This is a genomic window from Lentzea sp. HUAS12, from assembly GCF_024125735.1.
GTDB lineage: Bacteria > Actinomycetota > Actinomycetes > Mycobacteriales > Pseudonocardiaceae > Lentzea > Lentzea albida.
Genome location: NZ_CP099738.1, coordinates 8674600 through 8701550, shown reverse-complemented (window position 1 = coordinate 8701550; position 26951 = coordinate 8674600). Strand labels below are relative to the sequence as shown.

Sequence of the window (26951 nt, the reverse complement as noted above, 5' to 3'; positions counted from 1 at the left end):
TTCGGTGTCTCCACCATGCCCGATGGACTGACAGATTTCAATATCTGTCAGTCCATAGTTGTCGAGTTCATTGACAAAAGAGTTTTGAACGTTCAAAGTCTTTTTTGCGATGAGAGACGTCATCTACCTGGACCGGATGGAGCAGGCCGAGACCCTGCTCAAGCCGCAGCGCGTGGAGGTGCTGCGGCAGCTCGCCGCGCCGCGTTCGTGCACCGAGATCGCCGAAGTGCTCGACCAGACGCCGCAACGCGTGCACTACCACGTGAAACAGCTGGTCAAGGCCGGTCTGGCCACCCAGGTCGCCGAGCGCAAGGTGCGCGGCGTCCAGGAGGGCCTCTACCAGGCGGTGGCGCGGTCGTACTGGCTGTCGCCGCGCCTGGTCGGCCGGATCGGGACGCGCGACGAACTGGCATTGGGGCACCTCGTGGACCTCGCCGAACAGATCCAGGACGACGTGGCGGCGCTCGACAGGTCGAGCGAACTGCCGTCCGTGGGCGTGTCCGGCGAGATCCGGGTGCCGCCCGAGGACCGAGCGCGCTTCCTGGCCGACCTGCAGACGACGTTGCAGGACCTCTTCACCCGATACGGCGGCGCGGAAGGGGATGCGTTCCGCATCGCGCTCGCCTGCTACCCCAAGGGAGACGATCGATGAGCACCGGAGTTGTCCGCGTCCGCACCACCGCTTCCCCCGCCAGGGCCTTCCAGGCGCTGACCGAGGCCGACGACCTGCGCGTCTGGCTGGCCGAGCACGCCGACGTGGACCTCGAGCACGGCGTGTACGAGTTCTGGGGGCGCTACACGCCCGAGGGCGAGCGCGGCCGGCAGAAGCTGCTGGAGGCCACCTCTTCTTCGGTGCGCTTCTCGTGGTTGCTGCACGGCACCGACTACACGATCGAACTCGGCGTGGAGGAGCGCGACGGCCAGACGCTGATCGTGGCGTCGCAGTCGCCGTACCCGGACTGGGGCGCCGGCATCGAGGACGAGGGCAAGGCGGGCGTCGTCCAGACGTTCTGGTCGCTGTCGCTCGCGAACCTCGTCGAGCACGTCGAGGGCCGTCCGGTCTTCGCGCTGTGCGACTTCTCGACGCCGGAGCAGCGGATCGAGGTCGACATCGCGGCCACGCCCGCGGCGATCATCCACGCTCTGACCGACGAGGACGTGTTCGCGCGGTACTTCGGGGCCCGCTGCTCGATCGAACCGCGCGTCGGCGGCCGCTGGGCGATGGGGAGCAGCTTCGACGACGAGCCGAACCCCGCCAAGGTCATCGCCCTGGACTCCGACCGCTTCGCGATCGAGTTCCCGGACGGCATGGTCTCGGACTGGCAGCTCAAGGGCTCGGAGGGCAAGACGCGGCTGACGTTCGTGCAGAGCGGCTTCGACCCGGCCGACCCGCCGTACGGCTCGTGGATGGGCTGGCTGTCGGGGTTCGCGGACATGCGCCGCATGCTCGAACTGCCGGACTGGCGCCCGATGTGGCACTCCTACGAGGCCCCCGGACTGCCCGACGGCGTGCTCGTCTACGAATAAACGGGCGCGAAACGGGCGGGTGAGAGCCAGATCATTCGGCTCTCACCCGTTTGCGCATGGCTTTCGTCGGCGACGGGCCGATATCTTCGGGGTCGTGCTCGAGTCAGCGCGAATCACCGTGGCCGCCGTGTTGATCGCTTTCTCCGTGACGGCGGCGGTCTTCTTCAACTACTAGAACCAGGCCATGACCACGGCCGGCGACGCGGCGAGAACGCTGAACCGCGCGAATCGGCCCACCATGCCGGTGGCGACGAACATCAGCGTGGACATGCCCGCGAGCCCGGCGAGCACGCTCGTCGCCATGAACGGCGGCACCCCGACCAGCGCGCTCACCCCGTGCGTGCCCGCCATCCAGTTCGGGTGCGCGCGGCACTTCACGTGGATCCAGTCGCCCCAGCGGTGCAGGCGCGTGCCGGGGCCGAACCAGCGCTTCAGCCTCGACGGCTTGCCGCTCGGCTTGCGGTGCAGCAACTTCGGCAGGTGGATGTCGCCGCGTGCCGCGTAGAAGTACAGCAGCTTGCCCAGCACCTGGCCGACCGCCACCGACAGGCCGACGATCCAGAACGATGTGTCCGGCCAGCGCGCGCAGAGTCCCAGGACGAACATCTCGATGCTGATCAAGGGGACTAGCGCTGAGCCGAACGCGACCCCGAAGGTGAGGCCAACCAGGGCGAGCACCCGGCCGAGGTTACACAGATCTCAGTCGTCGAGTCGGACCGCGAGCTCACCGGACACCCGGACCTCGCGCAACGGACGCCCGCCTGCGTCCAACGTGCGTACGGTGCCGTCCCCCGTCCAGCCCAGTCGTTCGTAGAAGTTCTTGGACGCCTTGTCGGCTTCGGGCACCCACGCGATGCCGCGCGTGGCCCCGGACTCCCGCAGGCGTTGGGCGGCTTCCGCGACGAGCCGCGTGCCGTGCCCCCTGCGGCCCCAGCGCGGCTCCACGAGGACGCTGACGAGCGCCGTGGTCTCCGCGTCGGCGGGCAGGCTCCCGTCCGCCCTGGCGACTTCTTCCTCGGGCGCCTTGCTGGCGACGACGAACCCGACCGTCCACTCGCCCTCCGTCGCCTTGAGCACGGCTCCCTGCTGCACGGCGAGTGCCCACGCCTCATCGGTGTCGAGCGTGTCGAGGACTTCGGGAGGGAGCAGCTCGGCATAGGCGAGCCGCCACGTCTCCCGGTGGATGCGGACGATCTCCTGGAGATCAGCAGCGGTGGCGATGTCCACGCCGGCGTCGGCCATGGACGCACCCTATCGACGTCGAATTGTCAGGGGTGCGTGGCACCATCGCCCCCGTGCAGAGCATGAGCGCCGACGTCGCCCGCCGAATCGCCCTGGCGGCCCAGGGCTTCACCGACCCGAGACCGTCCGCCGCCACCCGCAGACACCTGCAGCGCGTCCTGTCCCGCGTGCAGCTGTTGCAGATCGACTCGGTGAACGTGGCCGTGCGAGCGCACTACATGCCGCTGTTCTCCCGCCTGGGCTCCTACGCACCGTCCCTGCTGGACGAAGCCGCCTGGACCCACTCGGCGCGCAAACCCCGCATGCTGGTCGAGACGTGGGCGCACGAGGCGTCCCTGGTGCCCGTGGCCGACTGGCCGCTGTTCCACTCGGGAGCGAAGAAGCGCGGCTGGTGGCAGCACTACCAGACGGTCGTCGAACGCTCCCCGCAACTGGTCGACGACGTCCTCGCCGCCGTGAAGGAACTGGGCCCGATCGGCGCCGGCACCCTCGAGAAGGCCCTCATGGGCGACCGGGGCCGCGCGAAGGGCCCGTGGTGGGACTGGTCCGAGGTCAAGCGCATCTGCGAGGTCCTGTTCGGCGTGGGCGTCCTGACCACCGGCACCCGCCGCAGCTTCGAGCGCCTGTACGACCTGACCGAACGCGTCATCCCACCCGACGTGCTCGCTCAGAAGTGGGACGCGGACTCCGGCGCCCGCGAACTCGTCCAGCGCTCCGCGGTCGCGCTGGGTGTGGCGACCGAACCGGACCTGCGCGACTACTACCGCCTGGACCCCCGCCGCTCCCAGGCCGCCGTGGCGGCGCTGGTGTCGGACGGCGTGCTGGAGCCGGTCGCGGTCGAGGGCTGGAAGGGCGTCGGCTACCGGCACGTCGACGCCCGCGCGCCACGCCGTGTCACGGGACGCGCGTTGCTGTGCCCGTTCGACCCGCTGATCTGGGAGCGCGCGCGGACCGAGCGGATCTTCGGGTTCCGGTACCGCATCGAGATCTACGTGCCGGAGCCCAAGCGGGTGCACGGGTACTACGTGTTCCCGTTCCTGCTGGACGGTGCGCTCGTGGGCCGGGTGGACATCAAGGCGGACCGGGCGGCCGGGGTGCTGCGGGTGCAGTCCGCCTGGGCCGAGCCCGGGGTGGACCGGGGGCGGGTCGCGGTGGAGCTCGCGGCGGAGTTGCGGCACATGGCCGACTGGCTGGGGCTGGAGGACGTCCTGGTGGTGCAGAAGGGGGATCTGGCGGCGGAGCTGATCGCGGCCGTCGTCAACGGCTGACGCCCAACCCTGACCACCAACGCAGAAGCCCCAGGCCGCAGGCCTGGGGCTTCGAAGCTCACGCGTGCAGTTCGATCGCCTTGCGCATCGTCTCCCGCGCCCGTCCGCGGTCCCCCGCGATGTCGTACGCGTAAGCCAGCCGGAACCAGGCCCGCCAGTCCTCCGGCGATGCCTCGACCTCGGCCCGCCGCTCCTCGAACCACGAGTCGGCGGCGTCCCGGTCCACCCGGCCCGACGGACGGCGCGGCAGGTGCGACACGTCGGGCAGCAGCCCGTCCGCGTCCAGCTCGCGCGCCATCTTCTCGGTCTCCCAACCGAAACGCAGGTTGGAGTACACGAGCCAGACCCCGAGCAGCGGCAGGATCAGCACGCCGAGGCCGAGCAGCACCCCGACCAGCGAACCGGTCTGCAGCAGGGCGATGGCACGGCCCGCGAGCAGGACGAAGTAGACCGCGAGAGCCGCGATCAGCACCGCTACGGTGACCCGGACCTTCACAGGTCGAGGTACTTGTCGAGACCGACCGCGAGGCCGGGACGGCCGACGATCTCCCGCACGCCCAGCACCACACCGGGCATGAAGGACGTGCGGTGCAACGAGTCCTGGCGGATCGTCAGGGTCTCGCTCTCGCCGCCGAACACGACCTCCTGGTGCGCGATCATGCCGGAGATCCGCAGCGAGTGGACGCGCACGCCGTCGACCTGAGCGCCGCGGGCACCCGGCTCCTCGACCGTGGTCGCGTCGGGCATCGGGTCCATGCCGGAACGCGCCGCCGCGATCAGCCGTGCGGTGTGCGCGGCCGTTCCCGAAGGCGCGTCGGCCTTGCGCGGGTGGTGCAGCTCGATGATCTCGGCCGACTCGTAGTAGCGGGCCGCGATCTCCGAGAAGCGCATCAGCAGGACGGCGCCGATGCCGAAGTTCGGCGCCACCAGCACACCGACGTCGGGACGCGACGCCAGCAGTGCCTCGACGGCGGCGAGCTTCTCGTTGTCGAAGCCGGAAGTGCCGACGACGCAATGGATTCCGTTCTCGACGCAGAACGAGAGGTTGTCCATCACCACGTCGGGGTGCGTGAAGTCGACGACGACCTGCGCGCCCGCGTCCACCAGGGCGGACAACGGGTCGTCGGCGTCGATGGCCGCCACGACCTCCATGTCCTTCGCGGCCTCGACCGCGCGGACCACCTCGGAACCCATGCGGCCCCGCGCGCCGAGAACTCCGACGCGAATCATGCAATCACCTCGTGTACCTGGTCCGGCAGATCGTCGGCGTGATCGTAAGGGCCGACCACCGCCGCGGCGACGGGGCGGCGCAGCAGATCACGTGCGAGCAGCGCCACTTCCTCGGCGGACACGGCGTCGATCCGCGCCAAAGTCGCTTCCACGCTCAGGTGGTCGCCGTAGTTGAGCTCGGACTTGCCGATGCGCGACATCCGGGAGCTGGTGTCCTCCAGGCCCAGCACCAACGCACCGCGCAACTGACCCTTGCCGCGCGCCACTTCCGCGTCCGACAGGCCACCCCGCGCGACGTCCACGAGCACCTCGCGGATCACGCCGGCGGTCTCGCCCAGGCGGTCCGGCTGGCAGCCCGCGTAGACGGCGAACGTGCCGGTGTCGGCGTAGAGCCCCACCGACGAGTACACCTGGTACGCCAGACCGCGCCGTTCGCGCACCTCCTGGAACAGCCGCGAACTCATGCCGCCGCCGATGGCCGCGTTCAGCACGTTCAACGCGAACCGGCGCTCGTCGTGCCGGTCGAGGCCCTTCATGCCGAGCATCAGGTGCGCCTGCTCGGTGTCGTCGGTGTGCAGCACCAGCTTGCGGGCGTCGGCGATGCGCGCGCGACCCGCACGGGGCGTCACGGCGCTGCCCTCGCGCGACAGCCGGTCGCCGATCGCCTTGCGCACCAGGCGCATGACCTGCGTGTGCTCGATGTTGCCGGCGACGGCGAACACCATGCGCGGCAACGTGTAGCGCTTCTTGTAAAACGAGAACAGGTTGTCCCGCTGCATGTCCTGAATGGACTTCTCGGTGCCGAGAACGGGACGTCCCAACGCGTGCCCGCCGAACAACGCCTCGATGAACGCGTCGTGCAGCAGGTCCTCGGGGTCGTCGTCGCGCATCGCGATCTCCTCGAGCACGACACCGCGTTCGGTCTCGAAGTCCCGGGGACCGCAGATCGCCTCGAACACCACGTCCGCGACCAGGTCGATCGCGAGCGGCAGGTCCTCGTCCAGGACGTGCGCGTAGTAGCAGGTGTGCTCCTTCGCGGTGAACGCGTTCAGCTCGCCGCCGACCGCGTCGATCTCCTCCGCGATGGCCGCGGCCGTGCGCCGCGCCGTTCCCTTGAACAGCAGGTGTTCGAGGTAGTGCGCGGCACCCGCGACCTCGGGCCGTTCGTCACGGGAGCCGACCTGCACCCACAGCCCGACCGACGCGGACCGCACGCTCGGGATGCGCTCGGTGATGACCCGCAGGCCCGAGGGCAGCATGCTGCGCCGCACCTCGGACCCGGCGGACATCTCCAGCACCCGTGTGCTGCCGGGCTTCTGGAGGTGGCCCAGCACGGGAGTACGCGGACGGCCGCGGGTGGATGCACCCGCGGCCGTCACGTTGTTGTCAGTCGTGCTCACTGCGCGGGAGCCGCCTCGGCGGCAGCGTCCTCGGCAGCGGGGGCCTCGGCCGGCTTCGCGGCGTCCTCCTCGGACACCACGACGAGGCTGATCTTGCCGCGCTGGTCGATGTCGGCGATCTCGACGCGGAGCTTGTCGCCGACCTTGACGACGTCCTCCACCTTCGCGATGCGCTTGCCGTTGCCCAGCTTCGAGATGTGGACGAGGCCGTCCTTGCCGGGCAGCAGCGAGACGAACGCGCCGAACGCGGCCGTCTTCACCACGGTGCCCAGGAAGCGCTCGCCGACCTTCGGCAGCTGCGGGTTCGCGATCGCGTTGATCATGCCGATCGCGGCCTCGGCCGAGGGGCCGTCCGCCGCACCGACGTAGATCGTGCCGTCGTCCTCGATGGAGATGTCGGCACCGGTCTGCTCGGTGATCGAGTTGATCATCTTGCCCTTCGGGCCGATGACCTCGCCGATCTTGTCGGTCGGGATCTTGACCGACGTGACGCGCGGCGCGAAGGCGCTCATCTCGTCCGGCGTGGCGATGGCCTCGGCCATGACCTCGAGGATCGTGTAGCGCGCGTCGCGGGCCTGGCCCAGCGCCGCCGCCAGCACCTCGGACGGGATGCCGTCGAGCTTCGTGTCGAGCTGCAGCGCCGTCACGAACTCCTTGGTGCCCGCGACCTTGAAGTCCATGTCGCCGAACGCGTCCTCGGCACCGAGGATGTCGGTCAGCGCCACGTACTCGGTCTTGCCGTCGACCTCGTCGGAGACGAGACCCATCGCGATGCCGGAGACCGGCGCCTTCAGCGGGACACCCGCGTTCAGCAGCGACAGGGTCGAGGCGCAGACCGAACCCATGGACGTCGAGCCGTTGGAGCCGAGGGCCTCGGACACCTGGCGGATCGCGTACGGGAACTCGTCGCGCTTCGGGAGGACCGGCATCAGGGCGCGCTCGGCGAGCGCGCCGTGGCCGATCTCGCGGCGCTTCGGCGAGCCCACGCGGCCGGTCTCACCGGTCGAGTAGGGCGGGAAGTTGTAGTGGTGCAGGTAGCGCTTGTGCGTCTCGGGGGACAGCGAGTCGATCTGCTGCTCCATGCGCAGCATGTTCAGCGTGGTGACACCCAGGATCTGGGTCTCACCGCGCTCGAACAGCGCCGAGCCGTGCGTCCTCGGGATCACGGCCACCTCGGCACCGAGGTCGCGGATGTCCGTGAGGCCGCGGCCGTCGATGCGGACCTTGTCGCGCAGGATCCGCTGGCGCACGAGCTTCTTGGTCAGCGAGCGGAACGCGGCGCCGACCTCCTTCTCGCGACCCTCGAACTGCTCGGCCAGCTTCTCGAGCGTGGCGGCCTTGATCTCGTCGAGCTTGCTCTCGCGCTCCTGCTTGCCCGCGATCGTCAGCGCCTGCGCCAGCTCACCGGCGGCGGCGGACTCGACGGCCTCGAACGCGTCGGCCTGGTAGGCCGGGTACGTCGGGAAGTCACCGGTCTCCTTCGCGGCGACCTGGGCGAGCTGCGCCTGGGCCTCGCAGAGGACCTTGATGAACGGCTTGGCGGCCTCGAGACCCGCGGCCACGACCTCCTCGGTGGGGGCGACGGCGCCCTCGCCGATCAGGTCGATCACGTTCTCGGTGGCCTCGGCCTCGACCATCATGATCGCGACGTCGCCGGACTCGACCACGCGGCCCGCGACGACCATGTCGAACACGGCCTTCTCGAGCTGCTCGTGCGTCGGGAACGCGACCCACTGGCCCTCGATCAGGGCGACGCGGACGCCGCCGATCGGGCCGGAGAAGGGCAGACCCGCGAGCTGCGTCGACGCGGACGCGGCGTTGATCGCCACGACGTCGTACAGGTCCTTCGGGTTCAGGCTCATCACGGTGATGACGACCTGGATCTCGTTGCGCAGACCGTCCACGAAGGACGGGCGCAGCGGACGGTCGATCAGGCGGCAGGTGAGGATGGCGTCCGTGCTCGGACGGCCCTCACGCCGGAAGAAGGAGCCGGGGATGCGGCCCGCGGCGTACATGCGCTCCTCGACGTCCACCGTGAGGGGGAAGAAGTCGAAGTGTTCCTTGGGGTGCTTCGACGCCGTCGTGGCGCTCAGCAGCATCGTCTCGTCGTCCAGGTACGCCACCACGCTGCCGGCGGCCTGACGCGCGAGGCGCCCGGTCTCGAAGCGGATGGAGCGCGAGCCGAACTTGCCGTTGTCGATAACGGCAGTCGCCTCGTGGACCTCGATGTCCGTCATTTACTTGTTACTCCTCGTCTTTTGGACGCCGCTCACGCGATTTGACGAGGCCGGTCTTCGATCGAAGTCCCCTGGGGCGTTTCCACCAGGGGGCCACTACCGAGGACCGGCGAAAACTGCTTCGCGCGATGCGGGCCCTGTTCGTTCCTCTTTGCAACCAGGGATCTGTATACACCCGGTTGTGCACCGAGGGGGAGTGACCGGCCGGTCACTCCCCCTCGGTGTGAATCACCTGCGCAGACCGAGGCGCTGGATCAGCGCGCGGTAGCGGTTGATGTCCACCTTGGTCAGGTAGTTCAGCAGACGGCGGCGACGGCCGACCATCAGCAGGAGACCGCGGCGGGAGTGGTGGTCGTGCTTGTGCTGCTTCAGGTGCTCCGTGAGGTCCGCGATGCGCTTGCTCAGGAGGGCCACCTGGGCCTCGGTGGAACCGGTGTCCGAGTCGTGCAGACCGTACTCACCGAGGATGGACTTCTTCTGTTCCGTGGACAGTGCCACTAGGTACTTCTCCTACTTCGTTCAGGTCCGTGCGGCCCCTTGCCCGCCGAATTGCTGGCCGGGGTAGCCGGTACTGGCCGCCACGGACCGCAGCCAGACCCAACTGCGAAGGCTATCAGGCAGAGCGCTCAGCGGCGCGCTGACGTGCGCAACCCCACCCGGTCCACGGGTGTGTAGACGCCGTCGGCGCTGCTCACGAGCACCGCTTCCGCCGGCTGCCACGGGCTGCTCAGGAACTCCGGCATCGGTTGTCCCTTGTACCCGTAGGCCACCGTCAGGTGCGCGAACCAATTGTCATCCGCACCCGCTGCTCGTGCCAACCGATTTAACCCGCCGTGAATTCCCGCCCACAGAACTTCGCCCCGGAAGTTGCCGAAGTCCTTGAGCCGCAGTTGCGGGACCTCCAGCCCTTCGAGGGCCTTGAAGCGTTCGTGATCTGCGGTTTCGCCGTGGAAGCACAACGTGATGTGCCACTTCTCCGGCTTCGTCCACTCCACGTCGAGGCGGCGGTCCAGCACGGCTTCGAGCTCGCCGACCACGTGCGCGGGCGGGTACAGCGCGGTGAAGAACGTCACCGGGGCGGCGGCCCCGCGGCCCGGATGGCGCGGCGGAACAGGTCGGCGATGGCCGGGAAGTCCTCGTGCAGGAGATCGGCCGCCTGCTGCAGCTCGACCCGGTCGGCGACGCGGCGCAGCACCGGGTACGCGACGCTCTCGTCGCCGTTGACCGGCAACGAGTCGCGCGACACCGTCGGCTTGGACTCGCGCACCTCGTCGAGCGCGCGCTGCAACGCCTCCGGCGCTCCGGTCGCCACGTCCGGCGTGAGGATCTTGCGCTCCAGCATGATCAGCCGGGCGAGCACGGCGGGGTTGCCGATCTTGGCGCGCCGGCCGCTCATCACCTGGCTGAGCATGGGCGCACTGATCCCCAGCACGTCCGCGAGCTGCGCCTGCGACACGTTGAAGGCCACGACCAGCCTGCGCACGCGGTCGCCCAGAGGCTCCCCGTACCACTCCCGTTGCAGGGCGAGGTTGCGCTGAACGATCTTGTGGTCCTCCACCTTGGCCTCTCCAGTAGCCCGCGCTCCGACCCGCATCCTGCCAGCCGGGAAGCGTTCAGATGCCCACTTCGCCTGATCTGACGGTCACGACTCGGCCAGCAGTTCCCTCGTTCGGTCTACGTCCCGGTGCATTTGTTCGAGCAGGGCCTCGACGGAGTCGTACTTCTCCATCTCCCGCAGCCTGTCCACGAAGTCGATGGCGACGCGTTGGCCGTAATAGTCCTCGTCGACGTCCAGCACGAACGCCTCGACTCGCCGCTCCCGGCCGGAGAACGTCGGATTCGTCCCTACTGAGACGGCGGCCTTCAGGGTCTTGCCCTTGGCGTCAGTGAACCAGCAGGCGTAGATCCCGTCCGCCGGAACGGCCGCGAACTTCGGCGTCGACAGGTTGGCGGTCGGGAACCCCAGGTCCTTGCCCCGCCCGTCGCCCTTGACGACGATCCCCTCGAGCCGGTGCGGCCTGCCCAGCGCCTCGGCCGCCGCTTTCACGTCGCCGGCGTCGATGCACGCGCGGATGTAGGTCGACGAGTACGTCACGTCGTCTGCGGACACCAGATCAGCCCCCTCGGTCACGAATCCGAACCGCTGCCCCAGCTGACGCAGCAACGCGACGTTACCGGCCGCCTTGTGCCCGAACGTGAAGTTCTCCCCCACCACGACGGCGGCCGCGTGCAGCTTCTCGACGAGCACCTCGTGGACGAACTCGTCCGCGGGCATCCGGCTCGTCTCCAGGCTGAACGGCACCACCACGAAGTGGTCGATGCCGAGCTCCTCGACGAGCTCCGAACGCCGCCGCAGCGTCGTGAGCTGCGCGGGGTGGCTGCCGGGACGCACCACCTCGGACGGGTGCGGGTCGAAGGTCATCAGCACGCTCGGCAGGCCGCGCTGCTCCGCGAGGCCGACGGCACGTCCGATCAGCGCCTGGTGGCCTTTGTGGACACCGTCGAACACGCCGATGGTGACGACGCAGCGGCCCCAGCCGCCGGGGAGGTGATCTAGTCCGCGCCAGCGTTGCACGGCGATCAGCCTACGACCCCGGCCGGTGCGCACGCCTGCCCGCCTCGGGAGACGGGCAGCACTCGGGCATCAGGCCGGGCTCAGCACCACCACGGGCTTGCACGCGGTGCCCTCGTCCTTGGCGAGCGCGATGACGTGCCCGTCCGGTCCGAACACCCCGTACGTGCCGTCGATCCCGCCCGCGCGCAGCCGCTGCCCGTGCGACAACGCCGACGCCTCGTTCGGGTCGATCTCCCGGCGCGGGAACGCCGTGGCGACCGCGGCGTCGAGGTCGAGCGACAGCCCGGGCGTCTCCTCCAGCTGCTGCAACGTCTTCGCCACGCGCAGGTCGAACGGCCCGACCCTGGTGCGCCGCAACGCACCCAGGTGCCCACCGACGCCCAGCGCGGCACCCAGGTCACGCGCCAACGCGCGCACGTACGTGCCGGACGAACACTCGACCATCACGTCCAGAAGCACCTGCTTGTCCTCACGGCGCGAGAACAACACGTCGAACCGGTGCACCGTCACGGGCCGTGCGGGGATCTCCACGTCCTCACCCGCACGCACACGGGCATAAGCGCGCTTGCCGTCGATCTTCACCGCGGACACGGACGACGGCACCTGCTGGATCGGGCCGGTCAGCTTCGCCACCTCGGCGGCGATCGCGTCGTCGGCCACCCCGGAAGCGTCCTCAGTGGACAGCACTTCGCCCTCGGCGTCGTCCGTGGTGGTGGACGCGCCGAGCACGATCGTCGCCAGGTAGGCCTTGCTGTCGAGCGCCAGGTGGCCGAGCAGCTTCGTCGCGCGCTCGATGCCGAGCACGAGCACACCGGTCGCCATCGGGTCGAGCGTGCCGGCGTGCCCGACCTTGCGGGTGCCGAGGATCCTGCGCACACGCGCCACCACGTCGTGCGAGGTCATGCCGTCCGGCTTGTCGACGACGACCAGGCCCGGTGCAACAGAGGGTTTCACGGCCCGAAATCTTAAGCGACGTTCAGAGCGTCCCAACGGCGACGCCGGATCTGCACCGGCACGGTCTCCCCGCGCTCCTCCGCCTCGAACACCGCGGCACGCGCGCGCCGCCACCACACGAGCATCCGCCAGCCACCCAGCACCAGCAGCGCCACGCTGAAGCAGAACGCGACCCGGAACGCCGTCACGGGCGCCAGCACGCCCTCGACGAGGTCCAGCAGCACGCCGATGCCGAGCGCCGAGACCGTCACCGCGAGGAAGCCTCCGACGTTCACGAGACCGCTCGCCGTGGACTGGCGGTGCGCCGGGTTGTAGTCGCGGGCCAGCGCGAACGCCACGCCCGAGATCGGCCCGCCCACCGTCAGCACCAGGAACACGACGGCGATGACCGGGGCCGGCACCTTCCCGCCCGGCCACAGCAGCAGCACGGCCCAGCCGGCCAGGGCGAACCCGAGGAAGCCGACCGAGATCGGCATCCGCCACTCGGGGTTGCGCGAGAACAGCCCGCCGATGACCGGTCCGGTCACGATCGCGCCGATCACGAGCAGTCCCAGCGTCGACGACGCGGCGTTGGGCGACATGCCCTGCGCCTGCACGAGGTACGGGTACCCCCACAGCAGGCCGATGACGGCGGGGGTCGACATGGTGCTGAAGTGCGCCCAGAACCCGAGCCGGGTGCCGGGCACGCTCCACGCCTGCCGCACCTTCGGCCAGATCTCGCGCACCGGCACGGGTTCCGGCTTCGGCGCGGTGAACCCGGCGGGCACGTCCCGCACCCGCAGGAACGCGACGACCGAGTACAGCGCGGTCAGGCCGCCCGCGATGAGGAACGCCCACGTCCACCCGATCGAGCCGAGCAGCAGCGTCAGCGGCACGGTGGCGACGAGGTTGCCGACACCGCCGATCGTGGCCGTGATCGCGACGACGAACGAGTACTGGCGCGGCGGGAAGTGCGACGCGACGAGGCGGATCACGCTGATGAACGTCATCGCGTCACCCATGCCCAGCACGGCCCGTGCGACGAGCCCGAGGGCGTACGAGTCGGCGATCGCGAAGAGCAACTGCCCGGTGCCCATGAGCAGGGCGGCGGCGGTGAGCACCCGGCGCGGCCCGTAGCGGTCCACGAGCAGGCCGGTCGGGATCTGCATGAGGGCGTAGACACCGATCTGCAGCACGGTGAAGACACCGAGCTGGGCGGGTCCGAGCCCGAAGCGTTCGCTCGCTTCCAGTCCGGCCACGCCGAGCGTGGTCCGGTGGAACAGGGCGGCGAAGTAGACGAGTACGGCGGTGGTCCAGATCAGCCACGAGGTACGGGTGGCGCGATCGACCGGCGGCAAGGCGGCACTCTCCCAGTTCAGAGGTGGGGGCGGACATTAGTTACATCGCATCAAGCAACCTTCTTGGTAACGGTTTCATGCCGTGAAGCCGGACACAGCACCCGTTCGGTGACCTCCGCCGTGGGCCTGGTCACTACCGGACCGCGCCCTCCACGGCCCACTCCCCCGAGCGCGTCCGCCACACCACGGCCACGAGTCGCAGCAGCATGAACAGCGACAGGCCCGTCCAGATGCCGGCCAGGCCCCACCCGAACGCGTACGAGGCCCACACCAGCGGCAGGAACCCGACCACGGCCGACCCGAGCGTCGCGGTCCGCATGAACTTCACGTCACCGGCGCCCAGCAGCACGCCGTCCAGCGCGAACACCACACCCGCGATCGGTTGCAGCGCAACGAAGAACCACCACGCGTGCGGAATCTCGGCCAGCACGCCGGGATCCGTCGTGAACGCCCGCGGCAGCACGGTGACCAGCGCCGCGAAGACGACCCCGAGCCCGATGCCGAACACCAGCCCGTACCGCGTGACCTGCCACGCGAGCTTCTCGGCCTGCCTGCGCTTGGACGCCCCCAGCGCCGCGCCGACGAGTGACTGAGCCGCGATGGCCAGCGAGTCGAGCACAAGTGCGAGGAACGTCCACAGCTGCAACACGACCTGATGGGCACCCAAGGCGCCGACGGACGTGCGTGCCGCCACAGAGGCCGCGCTGATGAAGCACGCCTGGAACGCGAGGCTGCGCAACACCAGATCACGCCCCATGCCGAGCTGCGCGCGCATGGAGGCCCAATGTGGCTTCAACGACACGTGCTCCGCGAACAACGCCTTGATGAAGAGCCCGGCCGAGAGCAGCTGCGCGACAACGTTGGCAATGGCCGAGCCCTCAAGCCCCCAGTCCGCGCCGTAGACGAGCGCGGGACACAGCACCGCGCTGATGCCGTTGCCGATCAGGATGTACTTCAGTGGTCTCTTGGTGTCCTGAACACCGCGCATCCAACCGTTGCCGGCCATCGTGACGAGGATGAACGGCGCGCCGAACAACGCGATGCGCACCCACGCCACCGCCGCGTCCGCCACCGCACCCGGCCCCGCGAGCAGTTCCGCCAGAGGCCGCGCGAACAGCTGCCCCAGCACCACCACGAGCAGTCCGGCGGCGAACGCCAGCCACGTCGCCTGAACGCCCTCCTCGACGGCCTCCTGACGCCGTCCGGCCCCGTGCAACCGGGCCGTGCGCGCCGTCGTGCCGTACGAGAGGAACGTCAGCTGCGTGGACACCTGCGTGAGCAGCACACCGCCGATGGCGAGCCCGGCCAGCGGCACCGCCCCCAGGTGGCCGACCACCGCCGTGTCCACGAGCACGTACAACGGCTCGGCCGCCAGCACCCCCAGTGCGGGCACCGCCAGCCCGATCACCCGCCGAGCGGGAACCCGATCCTCCACCAGACGAACCCTAGTGCCGCGACAGCCGACCTTCGCCGCGTCTTCGACGCTCAGCGGGCCACCTCACGGCACCGGCCCCGCGCCCCGGTACAACCAGTACAGGGACGCGGGGCCGGCACCGCGATGCGGCCGTCTGACCACCGAACACGGGGCAAAGGCCGGCTGTCGCGGCACTGGGCGCTCACAGCCCCCGCCGTGCGGTGATGCCACTCACGACCGTTGCGGCAGCCCGAACACCTGCTCGCGCGCCACGGCCAGCGCCGAGTGCAGCGCGCCCGAGCGCACCGGCTTCGCGGTGATCTGCGCGAGGTGCACCGGAGTGCGCGGCACGACGAGCTTCAGCAGTTCGACGGCCACGAGGTCGCACAACGTCTCGCCGCCCGCGTGCGCCACCGCGCCGGACAGCAGCACGAGCTCCGGGTCGAGCACGCACACGACGTTCGCGAGCCCGAGCGCGATCCGGTGCGCGAGAGCGGTGAGGAACGCCTTGCCCTCGGTGCCGGCGTTCAGGGCGTGCGCGACGGCGTCCAGCCCGGTCGGCGCGGCGATCCCGTACTCGGCCGCCAGCGCGACGATCGCGTCGCTGTCGACCTGGTCGCCGTAGCGGCCGCCCGGGATCTGCATGGAGTCGATCTCGCCCGCGCCGCCCGTGACACCGCGCAGCAGCGTGCCGTTGACCACGACCGCCGACCCGATCTCGTCCGCGGGCCAGAACAGCACGAAGTCGCGCACCCCCGTCGCCCGGCCGGAGCTCATCTCCTCCAGCGCGGCGAGGTTGATGTCGTTCTCGATCGACACCGGCACGCCGAGCAGCTCGCGCAACGTCGACGGCAGGTCGACGGCCTCGAGGCCCGGCAGGTGCGGCGCGAACCCGAGGTGCCCGGTCGCCGGGTCCACCGCACCGGGCGTCCCGACCACGACGTGCGACAACGCGTCGAGCGACAGGCCCGCCAGGACCGCCGCCTTCTGCACGGTCTCGCGGAAGACCCGGAGGGTGTTCTCCTTCGGCATCGGCGCGCTGTGCTCGGCCAGCAACGACCCGGTGATGTCCGCGATGGCCACGTCGATCAGCTCGGCCGACAGCGCCACCGCCGCCACGTGCCCGACGCCGCCGTTGACGGCCCACATCTGCGCACGCGGACCGCGTCCACCCCCGCGCAACCCCGTGCGGACGACCATGCCGTCCTCTTCCAGGCGCGCCAGCAGCTGGGCGGTGGCGGGCTTGGACAGCCCGATCACCTCTTCCAGCTCGGCCCGCGTCATCGCCCCGCTGCGCAGCAACGTCTCGATCGCGGCCCGGTCGTTGATCTCCCGCAGCAGCCGCGGGCTCCCTGTCCGTGTCATGACTCCACCCGCTCCAACGCGCCCTTGAGCGCGGCGACGACCTGCTCCGCGGTCCCGTCGAAGGTGAACCCGGCCGCCAGCCGGTGCCCGCCACCCCCGAGGACCTGCGCCACCTCACGAACGTCCACCCGGCTCACGGCCCGCAGCGACACGGACCAGAACCCGGGCCTGAGCTCCTTCACCACGGCCGCGACCTCGGCCTCGGAAGCGGAGCGCACCACGTCGATCACGCTCTCGACCTCCTCGCTGCGCACCTCACACGCGTCGTCGAGGCTCACGACCGCATGCGCCAGCCCCAGGCCGTGCGCCGCCTTCTGATCAAGCTCCGCCTTGGCCAGCACACGCGACAACATGCCGAGGTAGGCGAACGGGTGCGAGTCCATCAACGGACGTGTGACGGCGTACGCGTCCACTCCGGTCTCCAGCAGCCGTGCGGCGATCTTGTGCGCCTCCGGCCCGGCCTTGCGGAAGCCGCCGGTGTCGGTCACCAGCCCGGCGTACAGGCACCGCGCGATGGGCTCGTCGATCTCGACGTCCATCTCGTCCAGCAATCTGAGCGCGATGAGCGCCGTGGCCTCCGCCTGCGAGTCGACGCAGTGCAACGTCCCGTACCGCGTGTTCGACACGTGGTGGTCCACGACGACGACGGGACCCGTGCAGTTCGTGACGCGGTCACCGAGCGGCCCGAGCCGTTGCACGCTGCCGGTGTCCATGACGACCAGGAACTCGGGCGCCTGCGGCACCTCGTCGCGGTGGACGAGCAACCCCGCCGTGTCCAAGGCCTTCAGGCTCTCGGGCACGGTCTCCGGCTCGCCGAACGCGACCCGCACCGCGACCCCGCGCCGGTGCAGCGCGAGCCCCACCGCCAGGGCGCTCCCGAGCGTGTCGGCGTCGGGGTTGATGTGACTGAGGAGGGTCACGTCACGGGCACCGGCCAGCAGTCGCGCGGCCTCGGCGATGGTGGTGCTCAGGTCGTCTGCCACAGGGAGACGTTAGCCGTTGACCGTCTCGAAGTGCGGTAGGGCACCCTCGGACAAGACAGTTTCCATCCGATTACGGCGGTGGTGTGCCGGGTGGACGATCGGGCAGGAAACCACAGGGCGGACACGCCGCAACGTGTCCGCCCTGGTGTGAAGCCGTCCATCGAGGACTCGACCGCAGGAGGCCCAGCCCTCGCCGAGGACTCAGTCCTCGTCCTCGTCGTCTTCCTTCGGCGCCTTGTACGGGTCCGCCTCGCCGGCCGGAGAGGCACCCACCGCACGGCGAGCCACCTCGGCGTCCGCGGCCTGGGCCTTCGCCAGCAGCTCGTCCATCTTCCGAGCCGCGTCCGGCACGGTGTCGGTCATGAACGTCAGCGTGGGCGTGAACCGCACCCCGGTCTGCGCCCCGACCAGCGACCGCAGCACGCCCTTGGCCTTCTCGAGGGCCGCGGCGGCACCGGCGTAGTCGGGCTCGATGTCCAGGCGCTCGCCGAGAACGGTGTAGTACACCGTCGCGTCGTGCAGGTCGCCGGTCACCTTGGTGTCGGTGATCGTGACCCGCGCCAGACGCGGGTCCTTCACCTCATGCTCCAGAGCCGAAGCGACGATCTGCGAGATCCGCTTGGCGAGCTTGCGGGCACGTGCCGTGTCGGCCACGAGCCTCCCCTTCCTAGTCGTCCTCCGGCCCGACGAGACGCGTCCGGGCGGAGAGCAGTTCCAGTTCGGGACGTCCCGCGACCAGCCTTTCACAGCCGGCCAGGACGTCCCTGACATGCGCCGCGTCGGCCGCGACGGCGGCGACGCCGATCAACGCCCGCCGGTGCAGGTCCTGATGACCCGCCTCGGACGCGGCGACCTCGAAGCGCTTGCGCAGTTCGGCCACGACGGGCCGCACCACCGAACGCTTCTCCTTCAACGAATGGACGTCGCCGAGCAACACGTCCAGTTCCAGAGCACCCACGTACATGGGCAAGATCCTCCAGAAGAAAGGGGTGCGGAGCCACCGGTTAAAACGGCTCCGCACCCCTCACGTCAACCGACTAGGCGCGCGGCTTCTCGCGCATCTCGAAGGTCTCGATGATGTCTTCCAGCTTGAGGTCGCTGTAGTTGCCGAGCGTGAGACCACACTCGAAACCTTCGCGGACCTCGGTGGCGTCGTCCTTGAACCGCTTGAGCGAGCTGATCGGGAGGTTCTCCGCGATCACCTTGCCGTCGCGGAGCAGGCGAGCACGCGCGTTGCGGCGGATCTCGCCCGACAGGACCATGCAACCCGCGATCGTGCCGACCTTGGAGGACTTGAAGACGTCGCGGACCTCGGCGCGGCCGAGCTGGACCTCTTCGAACTCCGGCTTGAGGAGACCCTTGAGGGCCGCCTCGATCTCGTCGATCGCCTGGTAGATGACCGTGTAGTACCGGACGTCCACACCTTCGCGGTTCGCGAGCTCGGTCGCCTTGCCCTCGGCCCGGACGTTGAAGCCCAGGACGATGGCGGAACCGGCCACGGCGAGGTTGATGTCGCCTTCGGTGATGCCACCGACACCGCGGTGGATCACGCGCAGCTCGACGTCGTCGCCGACCTCGATCTTCATGAGCGCGTCCTCGAGGGCCTCGACGGTACCCGAGTTGTCACCCTTGATGATCAAGGTGAGTGCCGAGGTCTCCTTCAGCGCGGCGTCCAGGTCCTCCAGGCTGACGCGCTTGCGCTTCGCCGCGTTGGCGGCGTTGCGGGTGCGGGCCTGACGACGCTCGGCGATCTGGCGGGCGACGCGGTCCTCGTCGACGACGAGGAACGAGTCACCGGCGCGCGGCACCGAGGTCAGACCGATGACCTGCACCGGACGCGACGGGGTCGCGTCGTGCACGTCGTCGCCGTGCTCGTCCACCATGCGGCGGACGCGACCGTACGCGTCACCCGCGACGATCGAGTCACCCACGCGGAGCGTTCCGCGCTGGACGAGGACCGTGGCGACCGGACCGCGACCGCGGTCGAGGTGCGCCTCGATCGCGACACCCTGGGCCTCCATGGCCGGGTTGGCCCGGAGGTCCAGCGACGCGTCGGCCGTCAACAGGATGGCCTCGAGGAGACCGTCGATGTTGATGCCCTGCTTCGCCGAGATGTCGACGAACATGGTCTCGCCGCCGTACTCCTCGGCGACCAGGCCGTACTCGGTCAGCTGCTGGCGGATCTTGGAGGGGTTCGCACCCTCCTTGTCGATCTTGTTCACCGCGACCACGATCGGCGCCTGGGCGGCCTGCGCGTGGTTGATCGCCTCGACCGTCTGCGGCATCACGCCGTCGTCAGCGGCGACGACGATGACCGCGATGTCGGTCGAGTTCGCACCACGGGCACGCATGGCGGTGAACGCCTCGTGACCCGGGGTGTCGATGAAGGTGATGAGTCGCTCGTTGCCCTCGAGCTCGGTCCGCACCTGGTACGCACCAATGTGCTGCGTGATGCCGCCGGCCTCGCCCTCGTGCACCTTCGCCTTGCGGATGGTGTCGAGGAGTCGGGTCTTGCCGTGGTCGACGTGACCCATGACGGTGACGACCGGCGGGCGGACCTGCAGGTCCTCCTCGTCGCCGGCGTCCTCGCCGTAGGTGATGTCGAACGTCTCGAGCAGCTCGCGGTCCTCCTCCTCGGGGGACACGACCTGCACGACGTAGTTCATCTCGGAGCCGAGCAGCTCCAGGATCTCGTCGGACACCGACTGGGTCGCCGTGACCATCTCGCCCAGGTGGAAGAGCACCTGCACGAGCGACGCCGGGTTGGCGTTGATCTTGTCGGCGAAGTCGGTCAGCGAGGCACCGCGCGGCAGGCGGATCGTCTCGCCACTGCCCTTGGGCAGGCGGACGCCACCGACCGAAGGCGCCTGCATGTTGTCCATGTACTCCTGGCGCTTCTGCCGCTTGGACTTGCGTCCACGGCGCGCCGGACCACCCGGACGACCGAAGGCACCAGCGGTACCGCCGCGACCAGCGCCGCCGCCGCCACCGGGGCGACCGCGGAAACCGCCGCCACCGGCGGGTGCGCCGCCACCACCACCGGCACCACCGGGACGGAAGCCACCGCCTCCGCCACCGCCGCCGCCGGGGCGGAAGCCACCGCCACCGCCACCGCCGCCACCGGGACGGAAGCCGCCGCCACCGCCGCCGCCACCGCCACCGCGGAAGCCGCCACCGCCGCCGCCCCCACCGGGACGACCGCCGCCACCGCCACCACCACCGGGACGGCCACCGCCGCCACCAGGGCCAGGACGGTTACCGGCCGGACGGCCGGGCATCATGCCGGGGTTCGGCCGCGGGGGCATGTTGCCGGGGTTCGGGCGAGGACCACCCTGGCCCGGAGCCGGACGAGGACCGCCCTGACCGGGGCCGGGACGGCCGCCACCCTGCGCGGCAGCCGGACGCGGACCACCCTGGCCGGGCGCGCCACCGGGACGGGGCGTGGCCGGACGGGGGTCGCCGGGCTTCGGGCCGCCCGCGGGGCGGTCGCCGCCCTGCTCGGGCCGTGGGCCGGGACGAGGTCCAGGACGAGGCGCGGGAGCGTTGCCGCCACCGACGCCGAAGGGGTTGTTGCCCGGACGCGGGGCACGCGGACCCGCAGGCTTGGGGGCCTGCGTGCGCGGCGGCACCACGGACTGGGACTGCCCGCCGGCGGACGCGGCAGGAGCCTGCGGCTGCTGCTGGGGCGCGGCGGGCTGCTGCTGCGGAGCCGGGCGCGGGCCCGGACGGGGACCGCCACCGGGCTTGGTGCCCGGTGCCGGGGCAGCCTTGGGGGCGGCCGGAGCCGACGCGGCGGGTGCCGGTGCGGCGGCCGGGGCCTGGGACTGCACGGGTGCCGGTGCGGGCGCCGCGGGAGCCGGAGTCTGCGCGGCAGGAGCTGCCGGAGCGGGCTTCGGGGCCGGCGGGCGCGGGGCGGCCGGACGGGGTCCGGGCATGCCCTTGGGCGCAGCGGGCTTGTCGGCCGCAGGCTTCGATTCCGCCGGTGCGGCGGGCGCTGCTGCGGCAGCGGGTGCGGGTGCCTTGGGCTTCGGAGCGGACGGCTTGGGGGCCGGCTTCGAAGACTTGGCCTCGTACGCGTCACGGAGCCGACGGGCCACGGGGGCCTCGACGGTCGACGACGCGGACTTCACGTACTCGCCCTGTTCGGCGAGCTTGTTGAGAACTTCCTTGCTCGTAACACCGAGCTCTTTCGCGAGCTCGTGCACGCGGGCCTTGCCTGCCACTGGTCTCCTAGGTCGTGAGGCCGGCGGGCAAGTCCCATCGACCTCGTCTTAACGTCGCGCGTTCATGTCTTCAGCTTCACGGCTGACTCATGACGGGTCGACCTGCTTCCTTGTTGCTTGCTGGCCCCGGGGCTGTCCCGCGGCCAAGTTCCCGTGCTGCTCCACGTGCTCGCGCAACGAAGCGACGTCGAGTGCTCCCTGGACCCGGAGGGCCCGCGAGAACGCCCGTCGCCGCTCGGCGTTGCGGAGACATTCGAGATCGAAATGCAACCAAGCACCCCGACCAGGAAGCCGCCGATGGACGTCCGGAACCACCGAATCACCCACCGCGACCACTCGCAGCAGCTCAGAGGGCAACGTCCGGGTACGGCATCCGATGCACGTTCGAACAGGGCCGATGCGCTGGGAGACCGAACCTGACGTTGAACCGTTGATAATTCTATCCCCTGGAGCTCATTCAGCCGAACCGGATGTGACCGCACCGGCGGCCGGAGCCTCCGCGTCACTGCGGATGTCGATGCGCCAGCCCGTCAGGCGGGCGGCCAGACGGGCGTTCTGCCCCTCCTTGCCGATCGCCAGCGAGAGCTGGAAGTCCGGCACCACGACCCTGGCCGTCTTGGCCCGCTCGTCGAGCACCGTCACCGATACAACCTTCGCAGGTGACAACGCATTCCCGACGAATGTGGCCGCGTCGTCAGAGTGGTCGATGATGTCGATCTTCTCGCCGCCGAGCTCGTGCATGACGTTGCGCACACGGGCACCCATGGGGCCGATGCAGGCACCCTTGGCGTTCACTCCGGCAACGGTTGATTTCACCGCGATCTTCGAACGGTGACCTGCCTCACGTGCCACCGCGGGGATCTCCACGGTGCCGTCCGCGATCTCCGGGACCTCGAGGGCGAACAGCCGCCGCACGAGGTTCGGGTGGGTGCGCGAGAGGGCGATCTGCGGCCCGCGGGCGCCGCGGGAGACGCTCACGACGTAGCACTTGATGCGCTCGCCGTGGTTGTACTGCTCGCCCGGCACCTGCTCGGCCGGCGGCAGCACGCCCTCGGTGTCGCCCACCTGGACGACGACCATGCCGCGGGCGTTCGCGCGGGCGTCGCGCTGCACGACACCGGCGATGATCTCGCCCTCCTTGGCGGCGAACTCGCCGAAGGTGCGCTCGTGCTCGGCGTCGCGCAGGCGCTGCAGGATGACCTGGCGCGCCGTCGTGGCCGCGATCCGGCCGAAGCCCTCCGGGGTGTCGTCCCACTCCTCCTGGACCGCGCCGTCCGGCCCCAGGTCCTGCGCGAGCACGCGCACGACGCCGGTCTTGCGGTCGATCTCCACGCGCGAGTGCGTCGCGTGCCCTTCGGTGTGCTTGTAGGCGGTCAGCAGCGCTGACTCGATCGCCTCCAGGACCGTCTCGAAGGGGATGTCCTTTTCACGTTCGATCGCCCTCAGGGCGGCGATGTCGACGTTCACCTCGGCTCCTCCTCCGGTGCTTTCCGAGTGAGCCGAGCCAGTTCCTCGACCGGCGGCTGCTTGAACTCGATCTCCATGACCGCGCGTTCGATGTGTCGGTACTCCACGCGCCGCAGCTCGCCCTGGTGCAGCAACTCGACCCCGGTCTCGTCGCACTGGCCCACCCGGCCGAACCACTCGGCCTTCTCGGGCTGCTTGACCTTCACGAGACGCAGGTGCGCGCGCTTCCAGTGGCGGGGGCGGGTGAGCGGGCGGTCCACACCCGGCGAGGTGACCTCGAGGGTGTACGGCCCGTTGATGATGTGGTCGTGCTCGTCGAGCGCGGCGGAGACCACGCGGCTCGCCTCGGCGACCTCGTCGAGCCCGATGCCGTCCTCACCGTCCACGACGACCTTGACCAGACGGCGGCGCCCAGCCTGATTCACGTCGAGCGCGTCGAGGTCGAAGCCGACGGCTTCGAGAGCTTCCCGCACAACGGGTGCTAGCTGCGCGGAAAGGTCTCCGCGCGGCGGGCTGGACACGTGGTGTCTCCTTCAGTTCGAACGCATGAAAACCCCGGCCGACGCTGTTTCCGGCGGCCGTGGACGACCAGACTATCTCGTTTGCCCGCCTCCCACCGACCCGCAGGGCTGCTGGCAACATGGGTCGCGTGATCTCCGAATCGGTCAGCCGCCGCCGTGTGCTGCTCGCGGTGGCCGCCGCACCGCTCGCCGTTGCGTGCACCACAGAACCGCCGCCGCCACCGCCTCCGGACCCGCTGGCGGCCCTGGCCGCGCAGGCCCGTGCGGACGCCAGGCTGGCCGAGGGGCTGACGGCGGTGCCCGCCGCCGCGGAGATCGCGAAGGCCCGCGGGACGCACGCCTCGCTGTTGCAGGCCGAGGTCGACCGGGAGCGCCCGCCGCTGTCGTCCACGGCCCCGCCCGCGCCCACCGCGCCTCCCACGCCGCCGGACCCGCTGGCGGCCCTGCGCACGTCGCTCGACGAGGCGGTCCGCGAGGCCTCGGCCCTCGTCGCCTCGCTGCCCTCCTACCGCGCGGGCCTCGTCGGCTCGGTGGCCGCCGGCTGCGCGTCGCTGCGGGAGGTGCTCGGATGAACGTGGACGCCGTCCAGACCGCGCTCGGCACCGAGCACGCGGCGTTGTGGACCTACGGGCTGGTGTCGGCGTTCCTGGGCGACCAGACCGCGGCCGCCGTCGCGGAGGGCGCGAACCTGCACCGGGCCCGCCGGGACACGACCGAGCGGTGGCTGCGCGACCACAGCGCCACCCCGAACCCGCCCGCGGCCGCCTACCTGCCTCCGTCACCGGTGTCCGACGGTCCCTCGGCGCTCGCCGCGCTGGTGGCCGTCGAGCAGGACACGTGCGCCGCGTGGCGCGGGGTCCTCGAGCGGACCGACGACCCCGGGCTGCGCACGTCGGCGCTGGAGGCGTTGACGACCGCGGCCGTCCGGGCGACGCGGTGGCGGAAGGCGGCGGGCACGACCCCGGCATCCATCACGATGCCGGGTGTCGCCTCCGGTTAGGCGCCGGCTCCGGTCAGTTCCCGAACGAGGACGCGAGCCTGATCGCGTCCGCGGAGACCTTCTTCATCTCCTTGTTGTGCGCGAGCGCGTCCGCGCCCTTGCTCGGCGAGTCGGACTCGACGATCACGACCAGCTGGTCGCGCTGCTCGGAGGCGTACCCGCCGTTGGCCAGCGTGGTCAGCGGCGGGACGCTGATGGCCTTGTCCAGCACCAGGTCCTTGACGTTGCCGGTGCCGTCCTTCTGGGTCAGCTCGCGCAGCTGGCGCGCCTCGTCGGCCGTCTTCATCTTCACCACGGACACCGACGAGTACACGGTGCGGCCGTCCGGCAGCGTGGCCGTGTAGAACGCCCTCGTGAGCTGCAGGCACGGCGTGGTCTTGAAGAACGCCTGCGTCTGGCTCGTCGCGTGGGCGGCGCAGTCGCTGTCCTTCACCGGCTCCGGGAGCTCGGGCACGGTGGTGAACTCGAACTCCCCCGCGGTCTTCTGCGGCTGGGCGACCTGCTTGTCCACCGGGTCCGACGGCTGCAGCACCCACCAGACGAGCCCCGACACCACCGCGACACCGACGAGTGCCAGCGCCCTGCCCACCCACGTGCTCTTGCGCACGGGCGGGGGTGGCGGAGCGGGCACGTGCCCCTGGCGGTTGTCCATGATCGACTGCAGCTTCATCAGCTCGTCGGCCGGGTACAACGGCGCGGTGTCGGTGGGCCTCGGTGGGAAGCGAGGCAGGTTCTGGGTCACCTCTTCAGGTGACTGGCGTGGTTCCGACACAAGGACCCACGGTAACGGACGGCAGTCAGCTGAGCGCTTCGAGCACCCGATCAACGTCCTCGATCGTGTTGTACATGTGACATGCGTACCGCGTGCGACCTGCGCGGACCGAGGCGACCACGCCCTGGGCGGGCGGCGTGTCGACCGAGACGATCGCCGAGCCGTTGGGAGGCAGCCCCAGTCCGCTCAGGAGGCGATCCGTCAGACCCACGCAGTGCGCGCGCACGGCTTCGAGGTCCACAGAGGCCAGCCACGGGAGCGCGACCGCCGCGCCGACGTGCGAGGACCACGTCGGTGAGAGGTCGAACCGCCGTGCGTCCGAACGGAGCACCAGCTCCGTGCCGTAGTTCTCGCCCGTGCTGTACCAGTTGGCCGCCAACGGCTTAAGGAACTCCATCCGGTCCGGACGCACCGCCATCCAGGCCGCGCCGCGCGGCGACATCAGCCACTTGTAGGCCACGCCGACGACGAAGTCGGCCCACGCCAGCGACAACGGCATCCACCCGGCGGCCTGCGACACGTCCAGCAGCACCGGTTTGCCGGACGCCTTCAGCGCGTCGAGGTCCGCGATCCTGCCGTCCGAGGACTGGACCAGGCTCAGCGCCACCAGATCCGCCTCGTCCACTGTGGACGCGATCCGGTGTCCGGCCGCGACGAACGGCAGCGTGACGCTGGTGAAGTCGCCGGGGTCGACGTACACCTTGGAGCCCGATGGCAGCGACTGCGCGACCAGGGACACGAACTGCGACACCGTGGCTCCACAGGCGACCGAAGTCGCGGGCACCCCGACCAGCCGCCCGAAGCCCTCGCGGGAGGTCTCCACGGCGTCGTTGAACGTGGACGACGTGTCCTCGCCGCGCCGCCACCGTTCGTGCGAGGCCATCACCGCGTCGGCGACGTGCCGCGGAGGCACCCCGATGGACGCCGTGTTCAGGTAACCGGGCTGGACGTCGAAAACCGCTCCGAAGGCCTCACGCATGCGCGAGCTGCTTGTCGCGCTTGCGTCGCGCGTAGACCTGCTTCTTCACCCGTGCGATCACGGCCCCATCCTGCCCGACGACATCCGTGTCGAACCAGATCAAGGCCTTCTCGGTGCCCCTGGTCCGCTCCAGCACCTGCTCGACGTGCTCGTCGGTCAGCCGGAACTCGGCGCGCACCGTGCCGCGACCGGGGGCCACGAACTCGATCTCACCGGCCTGGTCCCAGACCACGTGCTCGCCCTTGAGCTGGTTGAACAGCAGCAGCACCCAGAACGGGTCGGTCATCGCGAACAGCGAGCCGCCGAAGTGGGTGCCGAAGAAGTTGCGGTTCCACGGGCGCAGACGCATCCGCACACGCGCGTACCGGTAGTCCGCGGAGATCTCCTCGACGCGGATGCCGGCGAACAGGAACGGCGGCCACAGGTTCATCCCGAAGCGCAGGCGGCTTGCCTTCAT

General features: G+C 70.3%; 29 protein-coding genes. 5 read left to right on the top strand and 24 right to left on the bottom strand.

Going from position 1 to position 26951, the window contains the following annotated elements:
• Positions 1–109 precede the first annotated feature (109 nt).
• Positions 110–652 (top strand): transcriptional regulator, encoded by a 543-nt coding sequence (locus ND450_RS40865; protein ID WP_253323381.1) that lies wholly within the window; start codon positions 110–112, stop codon positions 650–652.
• Positions 649–1527, top strand: a complete 879-nt coding sequence (locus ND450_RS40860; RefSeq protein WP_253323380.1) for an SRPBCC family protein — start codon at positions 649–651, stop codon at positions 1525–1527. The genes ND450_RS40865 and ND450_RS40860 overlap by 4 nt, the downstream gene beginning before the upstream one ends.
• A gap of 171 nt (positions 1528–1698) precedes the next feature.
• On the opposite strand, the gene ND450_RS40855 is transcribed toward ND450_RS40860, so the two are convergent.
• On the bottom strand, positions 1699–2205 hold the full coding sequence (locus ND450_RS40855) for a hypothetical protein (protein ID WP_371927558.1): 507 nt from the start codon (positions 2203–2205) through the stop codon (positions 1699–1701).
• A gap of 21 nt (positions 2206–2226) precedes the next feature.
• Entirely contained in the window at positions 2227–2769 is a 543-nt protein-coding gene (locus ND450_RS40850; protein WP_089917383.1) for a GNAT family N-acetyltransferase, read from the bottom strand.
• Positions 2770–2831: 62 nt separating this feature from the next.
• Here ND450_RS40850 and ND450_RS40845 point away from each other — a divergent pair, with 62 nt between their 5' ends.
• Entirely contained in the window at positions 2832–4037 is a 1206-nt protein-coding gene (locus ND450_RS40845) for a winged helix-turn-helix domain-containing protein (protein ID WP_253328126.1), read from the top strand.
• Positions 4038–4095: 58 nt separating this feature from the next.
• Here ND450_RS40845 and ND450_RS40840 read toward each other — a convergent pair whose 3' ends face one another.
• The 19 genes from ND450_RS40840 to rimP all read right to left on the bottom strand — a co-directional run bounded on the left by ND450_RS40840 (position 4096) and on the right by rimP (position 23743).
• Positions 4096–4533: a tetratricopeptide repeat protein gene (locus tag ND450_RS40840; protein WP_253323379.1), complete on the bottom strand. Its 438-nt coding sequence runs from the start codon at positions 4531–4533 to the stop codon at positions 4096–4098.
• Positions 4530–5267, bottom strand: coding sequence for a 4-hydroxy-tetrahydrodipicolinate reductase (gene dapB, locus ND450_RS40835; protein ID WP_253323378.1), 738 nt, complete (start codon positions 5265–5267; stop codon positions 4530–4532). The genes ND450_RS40840 and dapB overlap by 4 nt, the downstream gene beginning before the upstream one ends.
• Complete coding sequence (locus ND450_RS40830) at positions 5264–6556, bottom strand: pitrilysin family protein (RefSeq protein WP_089917719.1); 1293 nt, start codon at positions 6554–6556, stop codon at positions 5264–5266. The genes dapB and ND450_RS40830 overlap by 4 nt, the downstream gene beginning before the upstream one ends.
• Positions 6557–6663: 107 nt before the next feature.
• The gene (locus ND450_RS40825) at positions 6664–8904 is read right to left on the bottom strand and encodes a polyribonucleotide nucleotidyltransferase (RefSeq protein WP_089917388.1); all 2241 of its coding nucleotides are present in this window, start codon (positions 8902–8904) and stop codon (positions 6664–6666) included.
• Between the two features lie 228 nt (positions 8905–9132).
• On the bottom strand, positions 9133–9402 hold the full coding sequence (gene rpsO, locus ND450_RS40820; protein WP_030471762.1) for a 30S ribosomal protein S15: 270 nt from the start codon (positions 9400–9402) through the stop codon (positions 9133–9135).
• 128 nt (positions 9403–9530) lie between these two features.
• Positions 9531–9977 (bottom strand): 2'-5' RNA ligase family protein, encoded by a 447-nt coding sequence (locus ND450_RS40815; protein WP_253323377.1) that lies wholly within the window; start codon positions 9975–9977, stop codon positions 9531–9533.
• Positions 9974–10462: a helix-turn-helix domain-containing protein gene (locus tag ND450_RS40810; protein ID WP_253323376.1), complete on the bottom strand. Its 489-nt coding sequence runs from the start codon at positions 10460–10462 to the stop codon at positions 9974–9976. The genes ND450_RS40815 and ND450_RS40810 overlap by 4 nt, the downstream gene beginning before the upstream one ends.
• 84 nt (positions 10463–10546) lie before the next feature.
• Positions 10547–11479 carry a bifunctional riboflavin kinase/FAD synthetase gene (locus ND450_RS40805; RefSeq protein ID WP_089917721.1) on the bottom strand — a complete coding sequence of 311 codons (933 nt, stop codon included), beginning with the start codon at positions 11477–11479 and terminating at the stop codon, positions 10547–10549.
• Between the two features lie 69 nt (positions 11480–11548).
• A complete protein-coding gene (gene truB, locus ND450_RS40800; RefSeq protein WP_256557387.1) occupies positions 11549–12433 on the bottom strand; it encodes a tRNA pseudouridine(55) synthase TruB in 885 nt (294 codons plus the stop codon).
• 11 nt (positions 12434–12444) lie between these two features.
• Positions 12445–13770 (bottom strand): nitrate/nitrite transporter, encoded by a 1326-nt coding sequence (locus ND450_RS40795; RefSeq protein ID WP_253323375.1) that lies wholly within the window; start codon positions 13768–13770, stop codon positions 12445–12447.
• A 133-nt stretch (positions 13771–13903) separates the two neighbouring features.
• Positions 13904–15208: an MATE family efflux transporter gene (locus ND450_RS40790; protein WP_253328125.1), complete on the bottom strand. Its 1305-nt coding sequence runs from the start codon at positions 15206–15208 to the stop codon at positions 13904–13906.
• 207 nt (positions 15209–15415) lie between these two features.
• Entirely contained in the window at positions 15416–16549 is a 1134-nt protein-coding gene (locus ND450_RS40785; RefSeq protein WP_253323374.1) for an ROK family transcriptional regulator, read from the bottom strand.
• On the bottom strand, positions 16546–17532 hold the full coding sequence (locus tag ND450_RS40780) for a bifunctional oligoribonuclease/PAP phosphatase NrnA (protein WP_253323373.1): 987 nt from the start codon (positions 17530–17532) through the stop codon (positions 16546–16548). Before ND450_RS40780 ends, ND450_RS40785 begins: the two co-directional genes overlap by 4 nt.
• Positions 17533–17733: 201 nt before the next feature.
• A complete protein-coding gene (rbfA, locus tag ND450_RS40775) occupies positions 17734–18186 on the bottom strand; it encodes a 30S ribosome-binding factor RbfA (protein WP_253323372.1) in 453 nt (150 codons plus the stop codon).
• Between the two features lie 13 nt (positions 18187–18199).
• A complete protein-coding gene (locus ND450_RS40770) occupies positions 18200–18496 on the bottom strand; it encodes a DUF503 domain-containing protein (RefSeq protein WP_089917400.1) in 297 nt (98 codons plus the stop codon).
• 73 nt (positions 18497–18569) lie between these two features.
• Entirely contained in the window at positions 18570–21755 is a 3186-nt protein-coding gene (gene infB / locus ND450_RS40765; RefSeq protein WP_253323371.1) for a translation initiation factor IF-2, read from the bottom strand.
• An 87-nt stretch (positions 21756–21842) separates the two neighbouring features.
• Positions 21843–22082, bottom strand: a complete 240-nt coding sequence (locus ND450_RS40760; protein ID WP_253328124.1) for a YlxR family protein — start codon at positions 22080–22082, stop codon at positions 21843–21845.
• A gap of 126 nt (positions 22083–22208) precedes the next feature.
• Positions 22209–23222, bottom strand: coding sequence for a transcription termination factor NusA (gene nusA, locus ND450_RS40755; RefSeq protein WP_089917404.1), 1014 nt, complete (start codon positions 23220–23222; stop codon positions 22209–22211).
• Positions 23219–23743, bottom strand: coding sequence for a ribosome maturation factor RimP (gene rimP / locus ND450_RS40750; protein ID WP_253323370.1), 525 nt, complete (start codon positions 23741–23743; stop codon positions 23219–23221). The genes nusA and rimP overlap by 4 nt, the downstream gene beginning before the upstream one ends.
• Positions 23744–23871: 128 nt before the next feature.
• Here rimP and ND450_RS40745 point away from each other — a divergent pair, with 128 nt between their 5' ends.
• Entirely contained in the window at positions 23872–24315 is a 444-nt protein-coding gene (locus ND450_RS40745) for a hypothetical protein (protein ID WP_245786203.1), read from the top strand.
• Positions 24312–24743, top strand: a complete 432-nt coding sequence (locus tag ND450_RS40740; protein WP_253323369.1) for a ferritin-like domain-containing protein — start codon at positions 24312–24314, stop codon at positions 24741–24743. Before ND450_RS40745 ends, ND450_RS40740 begins: the two co-directional genes overlap by 4 nt.
• 13 nt (positions 24744–24756) lie before the next feature.
• Here ND450_RS40740 and ND450_RS40735 read toward each other — a convergent pair whose 3' ends face one another.
• Genes ND450_RS40735 through ND450_RS40725 form a run of 3 tightly spaced genes read right to left on the bottom strand, consistent with a single transcriptional unit; the run spans position 24757 to position 26951 of the window.
• Positions 24757–25485: a hypothetical protein gene (locus tag ND450_RS40735; protein ID WP_253323368.1), complete on the bottom strand. Its 729-nt coding sequence runs from the start codon at positions 25483–25485 to the stop codon at positions 24757–24759.
• 55 nt (positions 25486–25540) lie between these two features.
• Positions 25541–26494 (bottom strand): aminotransferase class V-fold PLP-dependent enzyme, encoded by a 954-nt coding sequence (locus ND450_RS40730; protein WP_253323367.1) that lies wholly within the window; start codon positions 26492–26494, stop codon positions 25541–25543.
• Positions 26487–26951 (bottom strand): DUF4442 domain-containing protein, encoded by a 465-nt coding sequence (locus tag ND450_RS40725; protein ID WP_253323366.1) that lies wholly within the window; start codon positions 26949–26951, stop codon positions 26487–26489. Before ND450_RS40725 ends, ND450_RS40730 begins: the two co-directional genes overlap by 8 nt.

What these genes read in the sequence shown, in the direction of transcription:
- ND450_RS40865 (WP_253323381.1), top strand. Translation starts at nt 110, where the DNA reads ATGAGAGACGTCATCTACCTGGACCGGATGGAGCAGGCCGAGACCCTG.
- ND450_RS40860 (WP_253323380.1), top strand. Translation starts at nt 649, where the DNA reads ATGAGCACCGGAGTTGTCCGCGTCCGCACCACCGCTTCCCCCGCCAGG.
- ND450_RS40850 (WP_089917383.1), bottom strand. Translation starts at nt 2,769, where the DNA reads ATGGCCGACGCCGGCGTGGACATCGCCACCGCTGCTGATCTCCAGGAG.
- ND450_RS40845 (WP_253328126.1), top strand. Translation starts at nt 2,832, where the DNA reads ATGAGCGCCGACGTCGCCCGCCGAATCGCCCTGGCGGCCCAGGGCTTC.
- dapB (WP_253323378.1), bottom strand. Translation starts at nt 5,267, where the DNA reads ATGATTCGCGTCGGAGTTCTCGGCGCGCGGGGCCGCATGGGTTCCGAG.
- ND450_RS40830 (WP_089917719.1), bottom strand. Translation starts at nt 6,556, where the DNA reads ATGTCCGCCGGGTCCGAGGTGCGGCGCAGCATGCTGCCCTCGGGCCTG.
- ND450_RS40825 (WP_089917388.1), bottom strand. Translation starts at nt 8,904, where the DNA reads ATGACGGACATCGAGGTCCACGAGGCGACTGCCGTTATCGACAACGGC.
- ND450_RS40785 (WP_253323374.1), bottom strand. Translation starts at nt 16,549, where the DNA reads ATGACACGGACAGGGAGCCCGCGGCTGCTGCGGGAGATCAACGACCGG.
- ND450_RS40770 (WP_089917400.1), bottom strand. Translation starts at nt 18,496, where the DNA reads ATGTACGTGGGTGCTCTGGAACTGGACGTGTTGCTCGGCGACGTCCAT.
- ND450_RS40740 (WP_253323369.1), top strand. Translation starts at nt 24,312, where the DNA reads ATGAACGTGGACGCCGTCCAGACCGCGCTCGGCACCGAGCACGCGGCG.
- ND450_RS40730 (WP_253323367.1), bottom strand. Translation starts at nt 26,494, where the DNA reads ATGCGTGAGGCCTTCGGAGCGGTTTTCGACGTCCAGCCCGGTTACCTG.
- ND450_RS40725 (WP_253323366.1), bottom strand. Translation starts at nt 26,951, where the DNA reads ATGAAGGCAAGCCGCCTGCGCTTCGGGATGAACCTGTGGCCGCCGTTC.